The organism is Calidifontimicrobium sp. SYSU G02091, assembly GCF_022631395.1.
Classification (GTDB): domain Bacteria; phylum Pseudomonadota; class Gammaproteobacteria; order Burkholderiales; family Burkholderiaceae_C; genus Calidifontimicrobium; species Calidifontimicrobium sediminis.
The window spans coordinates 48595-61413 of record NZ_JALBGB010000004.1 but is presented as its reverse complement, the minus strand read 5'-3'; the positions used below and the strand labels follow the sequence as shown (position 1 = coordinate 61413).

The following is a 12819-nucleotide window of genomic DNA, read 5'->3' as shown; positions in this document are numbered from 1 at the left end:
CGCTCAGCGCCGCCGCACCGCGCTCTCGAGCGCGAGCGTGCGCAAGTCGTTGAGCATCACCTCGGGCTGCAGGAACGCCGCGCTGTAGATCTCGCGCACGCGGCCGCGCTCGTCGATGAGGAACACCTTCAGCAGGTGCGTCAGCGTGCGCGTGGGCTGACCGTCGGCATCGAGCTCGACCTCGACGTCCTGCCCGAAGCCGTCGAGGATGGGTTTGAGGAAGCGCACCGAGTACGTCGTCAAAAAGGCCCACGGCACGTCGCGGTCGCGCGCGTACGCGCCGCCGTACAGCTGCATCTGCGCCGGCGTGTCGTGCGTCGGGTCGAACGACAGCGACACCAGCCGCACGCGGCCCTTGAGCAGCGGGTCGGCACGCACGCGCTCGCGCAGGTCGACGAAGGTCTCGAACGCGAGCGGGCAGCCGATGGGGTCGATGCAGTACGTGTAGACGAAGCTCAGCAGCGTCAGCGCGCCGCGCGTGTAGCGCGACAGCCGCCGCGGCAGCCAGTCGCCGTCGAGCACCCAGCCGTCGGCGGCTTGCTGGATCGGCGGCAGGCGGTAGGTGCCCGGCGCAGGAGCGACGAAGTCCTGCTGCGGCCGCGCGACGAGGCCCTTGCCCGGCTCGTACTGCGCCGCCGGCGCACTGCCGGCGGCCAGCGCCAGCAGCGCCGCCGCGCCAGCGCGCGCCGCTGAAGCACCCGCCGTCATCGGCGCACTGCGGCCAGCCGCGTCGACGCGTCGGCGGCGGCGGTGGCCGGCGCCGACTTGGCCGAGAACTTCATGTGGTGCGCGCGGCCGAGCTTGAGCTTGTAGAAGTCGATCTCGAACTGCGGCTTGAGCTCCTTGCCGTCCCACGCGAAGGCGCGCAGGAACTGCTCGTCGTCGGCGCCCTTCTTGTCCCAGTTCGCGAGCAGCGACGACGTGATGTAGACGCGCTTGCCGTCCCAGCTCTGCGAAACCATGTTGACCTGCTTGCCGGTGACCTTCTCGTACGTCTGCCTCGGCGCTTCGGGGTTGCTGAGGTCGAAGTAGCGCGTCTTGCCGTCCATGAAAGTGTTGACCCACAGCCCCTTGCCGTCGGCGGTGATCGAGATGTCCACCGGCAGCGGGATCTTGGACGGGTCGCCGATCGTCGCGACCTCCTTGGCCTGCCACTGGCCGCTCGCGTCCTGCTTGATCAGCCACAGCTTGGAGGTCAGCGCGGTGGCCGTGACGGCCCAGTTGTCGCCCGGGTTCAGCGACCAGCGGATCTCCAGCGGCGATCCGGGCACGTCGAGCACCTTCTGCGGCTTCATCGACTTCAGGTCCCACACCACCATCGTGTTGCCGAAGCGCTTCATCGCCTCGGCGTCGGCCACCAGCTTGCCCATGTCCATCATGTAGTTGGTCCAGCCGGTGAAGCTCGACGTCAGCAGCACGTTCTTCTGCGGGTTGATGCCGATGTCGTAGCCGTAGCCGTCGCCCTTGCCGATCGCGAGCTCCCCGCGCGGCATGTCGTACTTCTCGACCAGGCCGCCCTGGTTGTTGTACAGCGCCATGCCGGTGACGCCGCCGTGGTCCTTCGTGTTCGACAGGCCCTGGATCAGCATCCGCCCGGGCAGCGCGTAGAACGTGTGCGGGCCGACGTAGCCGGTCTTCTGCGCGAAGTCGGCGATCGTGCGCACGAGCTTGGGCTTGGCCGGGTCGGTGCCGACGTCGAAGACGAAGATCTTGTTGTCGTCGAGCCGCCCGGCCCACAGGTAGCGCCGGTCGTCGGTGAAGCCCATGTGGTGCGCCTCGCCGCGTCCGCCGACCGACAGCGTGTGCACGACCTGCCCGTAGGTCTTGCTGCCGGGACGCACGTCGATCGTCACCAGCTTGTCGGAGCCGTCGCCCAGCCCCTGCACGCCGAGCGTCCACACGTGCAGGTACTCCTCCTGGCCCTTGATCAGCTTGCTCGTGTACGGCGAGTTGCAGGTCTCGTCGGCGTGCACCGTGGTGGTGGCGAGTGCCGCCGCCAGCGCCAGCATCGCCCAGCGCGTCTTGCCCGGTTTGTTCATCGTCGTCTCCTCTCGTGGGTTGGGGGCGGTGCGAACGTTGCGCCGCGTTCGGGTCCCAAGGCATCCGGGTTAACCCGTGGCGTGACGGGCGGTCCAGCGGCCGCCCTCCATGCAATTGACCGGCAACGGCGTCGCATATCAATGCGATGCCGGCGCCGCCGCGGTGCGACGATGCCCGGCATCGACCGCTGCCGGGAGATGCCGATGATCGACCTCGTGCGCCGCACCAGCCAGGCCAGTCGTGTGACCTGGGGCTTCGCGCTGCTGTCGCTGACCACGCTCGCCTTCGGGGTGGCCGCCGACCTCGCGTGGCTCGCCGTGCCGGTGGCGGCGCTGGGGCTGGCCGCCGGCTGGATCGTGCGGCAAAGCATCAAGCTGCCGGTGGAGGACACGGTGCAGGCCGTCATGCGCATCGCCCGCGGCGACCTGCAGACCAAGATCGACTCGCCCGGCCGCGACGAGCTGAGCTGGTTGCGCCACGAACTCGACCGCATGCGCAAGCAGCTGCGCACGATGCTCGAAGGCATCGACGCGTCGGCACTGGCCGTCTCGGCAGCCGCCGGCGAGATCGCGCAGGGCAACGCGGACCTGTCGTCACGCACCGAGCAGCAGGCAGCGGCGGTGCAGCACACCGCGAGTTCGATGCACCAGCTCGCCGAGGCCGTGCGCGACAGCGCCGAGCGGGCCCGCCAGGCGCACGACGAGATGGCGCAGGCGCGCGACGTGGCCGCGCGCAGCGCGACGCTGATGCGCGACGTCGTCGGCCGCATCGGCGACATCCAGGCCAGTTCGGGGCGCATCGCCGACATCATCGGCGTCATCGACGGCATCGCGTTCCAGACCAACATCCTCGCGCTCAACGCCGCAGTGGAAGCCGCGCGCGCCGGTGAACAGGGCCGCGGCTTCGCGGTGGTGGCCGGCGAGGTGCGCAGCCTCGCGCAGCGCTGCGCGGCCGCAGCGCGCGAAGTGAAGGCGCTGATCGAGGACTCCGGCCAGAAGGTCGAAGCCGGCAGCGCCCTCGTCGCCGACGCCGGCCGCACGATGGACGAGCTCGCGCAGTGCGTGCAGCGCGCCGCACAGCTGGTGGCCGAGATGGCCGGCAGCAGCGCCGCGCAGAGCAGTGGCATCGCCGAAGTCCACCAGTCGGTGGGGCACATCGACGGCGCGACGCAGCAAAACGCCGCCCTCGTCGAGCAGATGGCGGCTACCGCGACCGCACTGCACCAGCAGGCCGAGCAGCTCAAGCACGCCACCGGCGTGTTCCGCGCCGCCTGAAGGACGCGCGGCGGCCCGCGCGCGCCACCCGCGGCCGGCGCCCGGCCGCGCTGCGACAATGGTGGCCGTGAGCGACGAGCGTGAACTCTCCCCCGGCCTGTTCGTGCGCGGCATCGTGCCGCCGCTGAAGCTCGGCGACTTCCGGCTGATCGCGTTCGACATGGACTCGACGCTGATCAACATCGAGTGCGTCGACGAGATCGCCGACGCCGCCGGCCGCAAGGCCGAGGTCGCGGCGATCACCGAGGCCGCGATGCGCGGCGAGATCGCCGACTACAAGGACAGCCTGCGACGCCGCGTCGCGCTGCTGGCCGGCGTGCCGGTCGAGGCGCTCGAGCACGTCTACCGCCAGCGGCTGCAGCTCAACCCCGGCGCCGACGAGCTGGTCGCCGCGTGCCGCGACGCCGGGCTGCACACGCTGCTCGTCTCGGGGGGCTTCACGTTCTTCACCGACCGCGTGCGCCGGCGGCTCAACATCGACACCTCGCGCGGCAACGTGCTCGAGATCGAGAACGGCAGGCTCACCGGCCGGCTCGTCGACCAGTGGTGGGGCGACATCGTCGACGGCACGATGAAGCGCGCCACCGTGTTCGAGACGTGCTTTCGCATCGGCTGCGAGCCGTCGCAGGCGATCGCGGTGGGCGACGGCGCCAACGACCTCGAGATGATGGCCGCGGTCGGCCTGAGCGTGGCCTACCGTGCCAAGCCCAAGGTGCGCGCGCAGGCGCACGTCGCGATCGACATCGGCGGGCTCGACCGCCTGCTCGAGGTGTTCGAGCCGCGATGACGCGCGCGCCGCGGGCGTCGGCGTGGACCGCGCTGTGGCTCGCGCTGCTGCTCGCGCTGCCGGTGTCGGCGCAGCCGCCCGCGCGCGCCGACGCCGAGGCGGTGCGCGTCTACGTGCGCGAAGGCTGCCCGCACTGCGCCGACGCCAAGGTCTTCCTCGACGATCTGCAGCGCCGCCGGCCCGGGCTGCGCATCGAGCTGCGCGACGTCGAGCGCGACCCCGATGCCGCGCGCGAGCTCGAGACGCTGTCGCGCGAGGCCGGGGTGTGGCCGCCGGGCGTGCCGACCTTCGTCGTCGGCGCGGCGGTGCTCGTCGGCTTCGACGACGCCGAACACCGGGGACGCGACCTCGTCGCGCTGCTCGAGCGCGGCGCTGTCGACCGCGGCGAGGTGCGCACGCGCTGGTTCGGCACGCTCAGCGCGCACGCGATGGGACTGCCGGCGTTCACGCTCGCACTCGGCCTGCTCGACGGCTTCAACCCCTGTGCGATGTGGGTGCTGCTGTTCCTGCTGTCGCTGCTCGTGCGGCTGCACGACCGCCGGCGCATGGCGCTGATCGCCGGGACCTTCGTCGCCGCCAGCGGCGCCGTGTACTACGCGTTCATGGCCGCGTGGCTGAACTTCTTCCTCGTGCTCGGCATGTCGAATGCGCTGCGCTGGACGCTGGCCGGCGTCGCGTTCGTGATCGGCGCGGTCAACGTGAAGGACTTCGTCGCTTTCGGGCGCGGCCTGTCGTTGCGCATCCCCGCGTCGGCCAAGCCAGGGCTGTACGCGCGCGTGCGCGAGGTGGTGCAGGCGCCGACGCTCGCGGTGTCGCTCGTCGCGGTCACGGCGCTCGCGATCGTCGTGAACTTCGTCGAGCTGCTGTGCACCGCGGGGCTGCCGGCGCTGTACACCGCCGTGCTCGCGCAGCACGACGTCGGCGCCGCCGGCCGCTATGCGTACCTCGGCCTCTACATCGCCGGCTACATCGCCGACGACGCGCTGATGGTCGCGCTGGCGGTGGCCGCGCTCGGCCAGCGCAAGCTGACCGAGCGCAGCGGCCGCTGGCTGAAACTGATCAGCGGCGTCGTGATGCTCGCGCTGGCGGCCGTGCTCGCGCTGCGGCCGCAGTGGCTGATGTAGACGCCGGGGCTCAGGCCGGCTCCGGCACGCTCGGCAACCCGGCCAGCGCCATCGCGAGTTCCTTCTCGTCGTAGGCCTCGTCCTTCAGCTGGCCGGCGAAGTACTTGTCGTACGCCGCCATGTCGAAGTGACCGTGACCGCAGAGGTTGAACAGGATCGTCTCGGCCTTGCCTTCGCGCTTGCAGCGCAGCGCCTCCTCGATCGCGCCCTTGACGGCGTGGTTCGCTTCCGGCGCCGGCACGATGCCCTCGGCGCGCGCGAATGCGACGCCGGCGGCGAAGCACTCGGTCTGCGTGTACGCAGTGGCCTCGAGCAGGCCGAGCTCCTTGAGGTGCGACACCAGCGGCGCCATGCCGTGGTAGCGCAGTCCGCCGGCGTGGAACGGCGGCGGCGTGAACGTGCTGCCGAGCGTGTGCATCTTCGTCAGCGGCGTCATGTGGCCGGTGTCGCCGAAGTCGTACGCGTACTTGCCGCGCGTCAGCGACGGGCACGCCGCCGGCTCGACGGCGACGATGCGCGGCTTGGCGCCGCCCCTGAGGCCATGGCCGATGAACGGGAACGCGATGCCGGCGAAGTTGCTGCCGCCGCCGGTGGCGCCGACGATCACGTCGGGCCACGCGTCGGCCATGCGCATCTGCTCCATCGCCTCGAGCCCGATGACGGTCTGGTGCATCAGCACGTGGTTGAGCACCGAGCCGAGCGCGTACTTGGTGTCGTCGCGCTGCGCGGCCACCTCCACCGCCTCGCTGATCGCGATGCCGAGGCTGCCCGGGTGGTCGGGCTGCTTGGCGAGCACCGCGCGGCCGTAGGCCGTCTCGGTCGACGGCGACGGCAGGCAGCGCGCGCCGTAGGTCTGCATCACGGCGCGGCGGTACGGCTTCTGGTCGTAGCTCACGCGCACCTGGAACACGAGCACCTCGAGCCCGAACACGCTGCCAGCGAACGCCAGCGACGTGCCCCACTGCCCGGCGCCGGTCTCGGTGGTGAGCTTCTTGACGCCGGCTTGCTGGTTGTAGAACGCCTGCGGCACCGCGGTGTTGGGCTTGTGGCTGCCCGCGGGGCTGACGCCCTCGTACTTGTAGAAGATGCGCGCCGGCGTGCCGAGCGCCTTCTCGAGGCGGTGCGCGCGGTACAGCGGGCTCGGGCGCCACAGGCGGAACACGTCGCGCACCGGCTCGGGAATCTCGATCTCGCGCTCGGTCGAGACCTCCTGCGCGATCAGCGCCATCGGGAACAGCGGCGCGAGGTCGTCGGGGCCGATCGGCTTGAGCGTACCCGGGTGCAGCACCGGCGGCAGCGGCTTGGGCAGGTCGGCCTGGATGTTGTACCAGTACTTCGGCATCTGGTGCTCTTCGAGCAGGAACTTGGTCTGCATGCGCGTCTCCTCGCTGGTGGAACCGCCGCAGTGTCGCCGCTGCCGTCGCTGCACAACAGCGGGCTGACCCGGGGCCGGCGCCACGACAATCGCCCGATGGCCCGCGACTCTGCCCCGGCCCTGGCGGCTGCCCTCGCGCGCGAACTCGGCGGCGGCTGGACGCTGCGCACGCTGGGCGCGAGCGGCTTCTGCGCGACGTGGCAGGCGCAGTGCGGCGACGTGCGGCTGTTCGTCAAGTCGATGCCCGCCGACGCGGCCGCGCCGCTGCACGCCGAGGCCGATGGGCTGCGCTCGCTCGCCGCGACGCGCACGGTTCGCGTGCCGGCGGTGGCCACCCTCGCCGACGCCGGCGACGCGACGCTGCTCGCGCTCGAGTGGCTCGACCTGCGTGCCCCCGACGCCGGGTTCGGTGCGCGCTTCGGCCGTGCGCTGGCGGCGCTGCACGCGCAGCCGGTGCACCCGCCGCGCTACGGCTGGCCGCACGACAACGTGATCGGCGCGACGCCGCAGCGCAACCGCCCGACGGCCGGTGACGGCGTCGACGACTGGATCGGCTTCTTCGCGCGCGAACGGCTCGGCGCGATGCGCGAGAGGCTCGACACCCGCCGCGACGGCACGCTGATCGGCGCGGTCGACGACGTGATCGCCGCGCTGCCGGCCTTCTTCGCCGACGGCCACGTGCCGCGGCCGAGCCTGATCCACGGCGACCTGTGGAGCGGCAACTGGGGCATGCTCGCCGACGGCACGCCGGTGATCTTCGACCCCGCCGTGTCGTGGTCCGACGCCGAAGCCGAGCTCGCGATGATGGAACTGTTCGGCAGCCCGCCACCCGGCTTCTGGGCCGCGTACCGCGAGGCCATCGGCGTCCACGCGGGCTACGCACGCCGGCGTGCGCTGTACCAGCTGTACCACCTGCTGAACCACGTCGTGCTGTTCGGCGGTGCGTACCGGCAGCAGGCGCTCGGTGCTGCGCGGGCCTGCGTGCGTGGCTGACGCCGAGTCGGACCCGATCGGAAGCGGCGCCGCCCATCGGGCCGGACGATGACCGGCGGCGAGCCGGTCGGACGACGCGCCGCGGCCGCACGCCGTGGCGGGGCACCGCACTCACATCGGGCCGCGCGAGGGCCGCGACCGCCCGGGAATTGACGGACGCCGGGGGTGGACATGCGCTCCCGTCATGCGCATACCGGCCTTGGTACGGCATCATCCAACGGCGTCCAGCCCGACGGCGCACGGTGGCGGACGTCGCAGCAGCCGCGGCGACGTCAGCGGCTGCCGTCCTGCCTGACCTGCGAGCCCCATGATCGCCATGACGACTGCCGCCCGCCTGCACGTCGAATCGCTGTTCGACGACGCCACGTCGACGTTCAGCCACATCGTGCTCGACCGCGCGACGATGCAGTGCGCGATCGTCGACAGCGTGCTCGACTACGACCCCGCGTCGGGCCGCACCTCGACCGCCAGCGCCGAGCGCCTGATCGCGCGCGTGCGCGAGCTCGGCGCGAGCGTGCAATGGCTGCTCGAAACGCACGCCCACGCCGACCACCTGTCGGCCGCCCCGGTGCTGCAGCGCGCGCTCGGCGGCCAGCTGGCGATCGGCCGCCACATCACGATAGTGCAGGAGACCTTCGGCAGGCTGTTCAACGCCGGCACCGAGTTCGCGCGCGACGGAAGCCAGTTCGACCGCCTGTTCGACGACGGCGACGCGTTCGCGATCGGCAGCCTGCAGGCCACCGCGCTGCACACGCCGGGCCACACGCCGGCGTGCATGACCTACGTCGTGCGCGACGGCGGCGAGACGGTCGCCTTCGTCGGCGACACGCTGTTCAGGCCCGACTACGGCACCGCGCGCTGCGACTTCCCCGGCGGCGACGCCGCGACGCTGTACCGCTCGATCCGCAGGGTGCTCGCGCTGCCGCCGCAGACGCGGCTGTACCTGTGCCACGACTACCCGCGCGAAGGCCACGCGCCGCAGCCGGTGACGACGGTGGCCGAGCAGCGCGCGGCCAACGTGCACGTGCACGACGGCGTCGCCGAAGCCGACTTCGTCGCGATGCGCCGCGCGCGCGACGCGACGCTGAAGATGCCGACGCTGATGCTGCCGTCGGTGCAGGTCAACATGCGCGCCGGCCACCTGCCGCCCGCAGAGGACAACGGCGTGCGCTACCTGAAGATCCCGCTCGACGTGCTCTGAGCCGGGCGCGCCGCCGTCGCCGCGCTGCACGGATGGCGGCCGTTGACGTCGGTCGCGGCGTGCGACCTCGCGCTGACGGCCTGCGGCTCAACCCTGCAGCTGCGCCCAGGCCTTCTCGAGCCGCTTGACGCTCACCGGCTGCGGCGTGCGCAGCTCCTGCGCGAACAGGCTCACGCGCAGCTCCTCGAGCAGCCAGCGGAATTCGTCGAGACGCGCGTCGCGACGGCCCTTCAGCTCGGCGACGCGCTTGAGCCAGCGCTGCTCGAGCGGGCGCAGCTCGGCGAGCCGCTGCGCGTCGCGCGCCGGGTCGGCGCGCCACTTGTCCAGCCGCAGCACGATCGCCTTCAGGTAGCGCGGCAGGTGCTGCAGCTGCGCCCACGGCGTCTCGACGAGGAAGCGCTTGGGCACCAGCCGCTGCAGCTGCGCGGCGATGTCGTCGGCCACTTCCTTCGGCACGCGGCTGTCCTTGAGCTTGCGGCTCGCGGCCGCGTACTCGGCGAGGATCGCACCGGCCTGCCGCGCGACTTCGTGCGCGATCAGGTTCAGCCGCGCGCGGCCTTCGTCGATGCGCGCCCTGAAGCTGCGCTCGTCGGCGGGCAGCGGCTCGGCGAGGAAGGCGCGGTCGAGCGCGACGTCGACGATCTGCGCGCGCAGCTCCTCGAGCGTGCCCAGGCTCATGTACTGCGCCGCCATCGCCTGCAGGTCGGGGATGTGCTTCTCGAGGACCTTCAGCGGCTCGCGGATCTGCAGAGCGACGAGCCGGCGCAGCCCGACGCGATGCTTCGCCGCCGCGACCTCGGGTTCGTCGAAGACCTCGATCTCGACGTGCGTGCCGCAGTCGACGAGCGCCGGGAAGCCGACCAGCGTCTGGGCGCCCTTGCGGATCTCCATCAGCTCGGGCAGCTCGCCGAAGGTCCACGCGGTGTAGCGCGTGGCCGGGACCTCGGCCGGCGGTGCGCGGCGCTCGACGGTGGCCACCACGCCCCGCGACGGCGCGGCCGCGGCTGCCGGTGCCGGAGGCGGTGACACGGCGGCACCGAGCTTCAGCGCCGCGAGCGCCTGGAACGCGCTGCGCGCCTGGCCGCCGAGCTCGGCCTTCAGCGTCGGCAGGTGGCGGCCCATGCCGAGCTGGCGGCCATGCTCGTCGACGACGCGCAGGTTCATCAGCAGGTGCGGGCTGAGCTGCTCGAGCTTGAAGTCGGCGCGCTGCACCGGCAGCTGCGTGCGCTCGCGCACCGCGGCGAGCAGCCGCTCCAGCAGCGAGCCGTCGCCGAACGGCATCGCGTCGACGAAGGCCTGCGCGAACTCGGGCAGCGGCAGCAGGCGCGAGCGCGGCTTGCCGGGCAGCGTCTTCAGCAGCGCGACGACTTTTTCCTTCAGCATGCCGGGCACGAGCCACTCGCAGCGCTCGTCGCTGACCTGGTTCAGCGCATAGATCGGCACCGTCACCGTCAGGCCGTCCTTCGCGTCGCCGGGCGCGTGCAGGTAGCTCGCCGCGCAGTCGACGCCGCCCAGGCGCACGACTTTCGGGAACGCCGCCGTCGTGACGCCGGCGGCCTCGTGGCGCATCAGCTCGTCGCGCGTGAGCTGCAGCAGGTCCGGGCGGCGCTTGACCTCGTCGCGGTACCACTTCTCGAGCGCCGCGCCGCCGGTGACGTCGGCCGGGATCTGCGCGTCGTAGAAGGCGTAGATCAGCTCGTCGTCGACGAGCACGTCCTGCCGCCGCGACTTGTGCTCGAGCTCCTGCACCTGGCGGATCAGCTTGCGGTTGTGCGCGAAGAACGGCAGCCTGGTGTCCCAGGTGTCGTCGGTGAGTCCCGCGACGAGCGCCTCGCGGATGAAGATCTCGCGCGCCCCGGCCGGGTCGAGCTTCGCATAGCTGACGCGGCGGTCGTTGTAGAGCACGAGGCCGTACAGCGTCGCGCGCTCGAGCGCGACCACTTCGCCGGCCTTCTTCTCCCAGTGCGGCTCGAGCAGCTGCTTCTTCAGCAGGTGGCCGGCCAGCGCCTCGATCCACTTCGGCTCGATCGTCGCGATGCCGCGCGCGTACAGCCGCGTCGTCTCGACCAGCTCGGCGGCGACGATCCAGCGCCCGGGCTTCTTCGACAGGTGCGCGCCGGGGTGGCGCCAGAACCGGATGCCGCGCGCGCCGAGGTAGTGCTCGTCGTCCTCGCGACCCTGCCGGCCCCCCACCCCCCGAGGGGGCGGGCCGACTTGGGGCGGCCCGGCGTCGGCCCTAACGCCGACGTTGCCGAGCAGCCCGGCGAGCAGCGAGCAGTGGATCTGCTCGTAGGTGGCCGGCGCCGTGTTCAGCCGCCAGCCGTGCTCGGCGACCACGGTGTGCAGTTGCGCGTGGATGTCGCGCCACTCGCGCACGCGCCGCGGGCTGATGAAGTGTTCGCGCAGGCGCTGTTCCTGCTGGCGGTGGCTGAGCTTGTGCGTGTCGGTGCTCGCGCCGGCGTGGCCGTGCACGCCGCGCCCGGCCTCGATCCACCGCCACAGCTTCAGCGTGCCGATGAACTCCGACTTCTCGTCGTCGAAGGCCTTGTGCTTCTCGTCGGCGGCCTGCTGCTGGTCGAGCGGGCGGTCGCGCACGTCCTGGCCGCTGAGCGCGCTGGCGATCACGAGCACCTCGGCGAGCGCCTGGCGCTGCCGCGCTTCGAGGATCATGCGGCCCACGCGCGGGTCCAGCGGCAGCCGCGCGAGCTCGCGGCCGATCGCGGTCAGTTCGTTGGCGTCGTCGACCGCGCCGAGTTCCGCGAGCAGTGCGTAGCCGTCGGCGATCGCCTTGCCCGGCGGGCGCTCGAGGAACGGGAAGTCCTCGACGGCGCCGAGACCCAGCGACTTCATCCGCAGGATCACGCCGGCCAACGACGAGCGCAGGATCTCGGGGTCGGTGAAGCGCGGCCGCGCGGCGAACGACGCCTCGTCGTACAGCCGGATGCAGATGCCGTCGGCCACCCGCCCGCAGCGCCCGGCGCGCTGGTTCGCCGCGGCCTGGCTGATCGGCTCGACCTGCAGCTGCTCGACCTTGTGGCGGTAGCTGTAGCGCTTGACGCGCGCCAGGCCCGAATCGATCACGTAGCGGATGCCGGGCACGGTCAGCGACGTCTCGGCGACGTTGGTCGCGAGCACGATGCGCCGGCCGTTGCCGGGCGTGAACACGCGGTCCTGCTCGGCCTGCGACAGCCGCGCGAACAGCGGCAGGATCTCCGCGGGCGGCCCGCCGCGGTGCTGGCTGGCCAGGTGCTTGCGCAGGTGGTCGGCCGCGTCGCGGATCTCGCGCTCGCCGGGCAGGAACACGAGGATGTCGCCCGGCCCCTCGCGCCACAGCTCGTCGACGGCGTCGGCGATCGCATCGTCGAGGCCGTAATCCTTCCTGTCGTCGAAGGGCCGCCAGCGCTGCTCGACCGGGTACAGCCGGCCGCTGACCTGCACCACCGGCGCCGGGCCGCGGGCGCTCGCGAAGTGGTTCGCGAAGCGCTCGGCGTCGATCGTCGCCGAGGTCACGATGACTTTCAGGTCGGGGCGGCGCGGCAGGATGTGCAGCAGGTGCCCGAGCAGGAAGTCGATGTTCAGGCTGCGCTCGTGCGCCTCATCGACGATGATCGTGTCGTACTGGCGCAGCAGCGGGTCGCTCTGCGTCTCGGCGAGCAGGATGCCGTCGGTCATCAGCTTGACGCTGGCGCCGGGCTGCAGGCGGTCGTGGAAGCGCACCTTGTAGCCGACGACTTCGCCGAGCGGCGTGTTCAGCTCCTCGGCGATGCGCTTGGCCACGCTCGACGCGGCGATGCGCCGCGGCTGCGTGTGGCCGATCAGCCCGCTCCCTCCCGCGCCGAGGCCGCGGCCGAGCTCGAGCGCGATCTTCGGCAGCTGCGTCGTCTTGCCCGAGCCCGTCTCGCCGCAGACGATGACCACCGGATGCTCGCGCAGCGCGCGCGCGATCTCGTCGCGCCGCGCCGAGACCGGCAGCGCTTCGGGGTACGTGATCGGCGGGACGGGGTTCGCGCGCGGCGGCGGCATCG

9 protein-coding genes are annotated in these 12819 nt (G+C 72.0%); 5 read left to right on the top strand and 4 right to left on the bottom strand.

All coding sequences use genetic code 11. From position 1 onward, the window contains the following. Nucleotides 1–3: 3 nt before the first annotated feature. Together MOJ79_RS04110 and MOJ79_RS04105 are read right to left on the bottom strand one after the other, a co-directional pair. Entirely contained in the window at nt 4–708 is a 705-nt protein-coding gene (locus tag MOJ79_RS04110; protein ID WP_241922984.1) for an SCO family protein, read from the bottom strand. Beyond that, nucleotides 705–2039, bottom strand: a complete 1335-nt coding sequence (locus tag MOJ79_RS04105; protein ID WP_272885350.1) for a selenium-binding protein SBP56-related protein — start codon at nt 2037–2039, stop codon at nt 705–707. Before MOJ79_RS04105 ends, MOJ79_RS04110 begins: the two co-directional genes overlap by 4 nt. 171 nt (nt 2040–2210) lie before the next feature. Between MOJ79_RS04105 and MOJ79_RS04100 the strand changes: the two genes are divergently transcribed. From MOJ79_RS04100 to MOJ79_RS04090, 3 genes are read left to right on the top strand one after another with little or no spacing between them, the layout of a single operon-like run. Then, nucleotides 2211–3314, top strand: a complete 1104-nt coding sequence (locus MOJ79_RS04100) for a methyl-accepting chemotaxis protein (RefSeq protein ID WP_241922983.1) — start codon at nt 2211–2213, stop codon at nt 3312–3314. Between the two features lie 58 nt (nt 3315–3372). Then, a complete protein-coding gene (serB, locus tag MOJ79_RS04095; protein ID WP_241922982.1) occupies nt 3373–4101 on the top strand; it encodes a phosphoserine phosphatase SerB in 729 nt (242 codons plus the stop codon). After that, nucleotides 4098–5225: a glutaredoxin family protein gene (locus MOJ79_RS04090; RefSeq protein WP_241922981.1), complete on the top strand. Its 1128-nt coding sequence runs from the start codon at nt 4098–4100 to the stop codon at nt 5223–5225. The genes serB and MOJ79_RS04090 overlap by 4 nt, the downstream gene beginning before the upstream one ends. 10 nt (nt 5226–5235) lie before the next feature. On the opposite strand, the gene MOJ79_RS04085 is transcribed toward MOJ79_RS04090, so the two are convergent. Continuing rightward, on the bottom strand, nt 5236–6600 hold the full coding sequence (locus MOJ79_RS04085; protein WP_119287704.1) for a TrpB-like pyridoxal phosphate-dependent enzyme: 1365 nt from the start codon (nt 6598–6600) through the stop codon (nt 5236–5238). Between the two features lie 96 nt (nt 6601–6696). On the opposite strand from MOJ79_RS04085, the gene MOJ79_RS04080 reads away from it, so the two are divergent. Together MOJ79_RS04080 and MOJ79_RS04075 are read left to right on the top strand one after the other, a co-directional pair. Next, nucleotides 6697–7593, top strand: a complete 897-nt coding sequence (locus tag MOJ79_RS04080) for a fructosamine kinase family protein (RefSeq protein ID WP_241922980.1) — start codon at nt 6697–6699, stop codon at nt 7591–7593. A 316-nt stretch (nt 7594–7909) separates the two neighbouring features. Further along, entirely contained in the window at nt 7910–8794 is an 885-nt protein-coding gene (locus tag MOJ79_RS04075; RefSeq protein WP_241922979.1) for an MBL fold metallo-hydrolase, read from the top strand. Between the two features lie 87 nt (nt 8795–8881). On the opposite strand, the gene hrpA is transcribed toward MOJ79_RS04075, so the two are convergent. Next, nucleotides 8882–12817 (bottom strand): ATP-dependent RNA helicase HrpA, encoded by a 3936-nt coding sequence (gene hrpA / locus MOJ79_RS04070; protein WP_241922978.1) that lies wholly within the window; start codon nt 12815–12817, stop codon nt 8882–8884. Nucleotides 12818–12819 lie beyond the last annotated feature (2 nt).

What these genes read in the sequence shown, in the direction of transcription:
- MOJ79_RS04110 (WP_241922984.1), bottom strand. Translation starts at nt 708, where the DNA reads ATGACGGCGGGTGCTTCAGCGGCGCGCGCTGGCGCGGCGGCGCTGCTG.
- MOJ79_RS04105 (WP_272885350.1), bottom strand. Translation starts at nt 2,039, where the DNA reads ATGAACAAACCGGGCAAGACGCGCTGGGCGATGCTGGCGCTGGCGGCG.
- MOJ79_RS04100 (WP_241922983.1), top strand. Translation starts at nt 2,211, where the DNA reads ATGCCCGGCATCGACCGCTGCCGGGAGATGCCGATGATCGACCTCGTG.
- serB (WP_241922982.1), top strand. Translation starts at nt 3,373, where the DNA reads ATGGTGGCCGTGAGCGACGAGCGTGAACTCTCCCCCGGCCTGTTCGTG.
- MOJ79_RS04090 (WP_241922981.1), top strand. Translation starts at nt 4,098, where the DNA reads ATGACGCGCGCGCCGCGGGCGTCGGCGTGGACCGCGCTGTGGCTCGCG.
- MOJ79_RS04085 (WP_119287704.1), bottom strand. Translation starts at nt 6,600, where the DNA reads ATGCAGACCAAGTTCCTGCTCGAAGAGCACCAGATGCCGAAGTACTGG.
- MOJ79_RS04080 (WP_241922980.1), top strand. Translation starts at nt 6,697, where the DNA reads ATGGCCCGCGACTCTGCCCCGGCCCTGGCGGCTGCCCTCGCGCGCGAA.
- MOJ79_RS04075 (WP_241922979.1), top strand. Translation starts at nt 7,910, where the DNA reads ATGACGACTGCCGCCCGCCTGCACGTCGAATCGCTGTTCGACGACGCC.
- hrpA (WP_241922978.1), bottom strand. Translation starts at nt 12,817, where the DNA reads ATGCCGCCGCCGCGCGCGAACCCCGTCCCGCCGATCACGTACCCCGAA.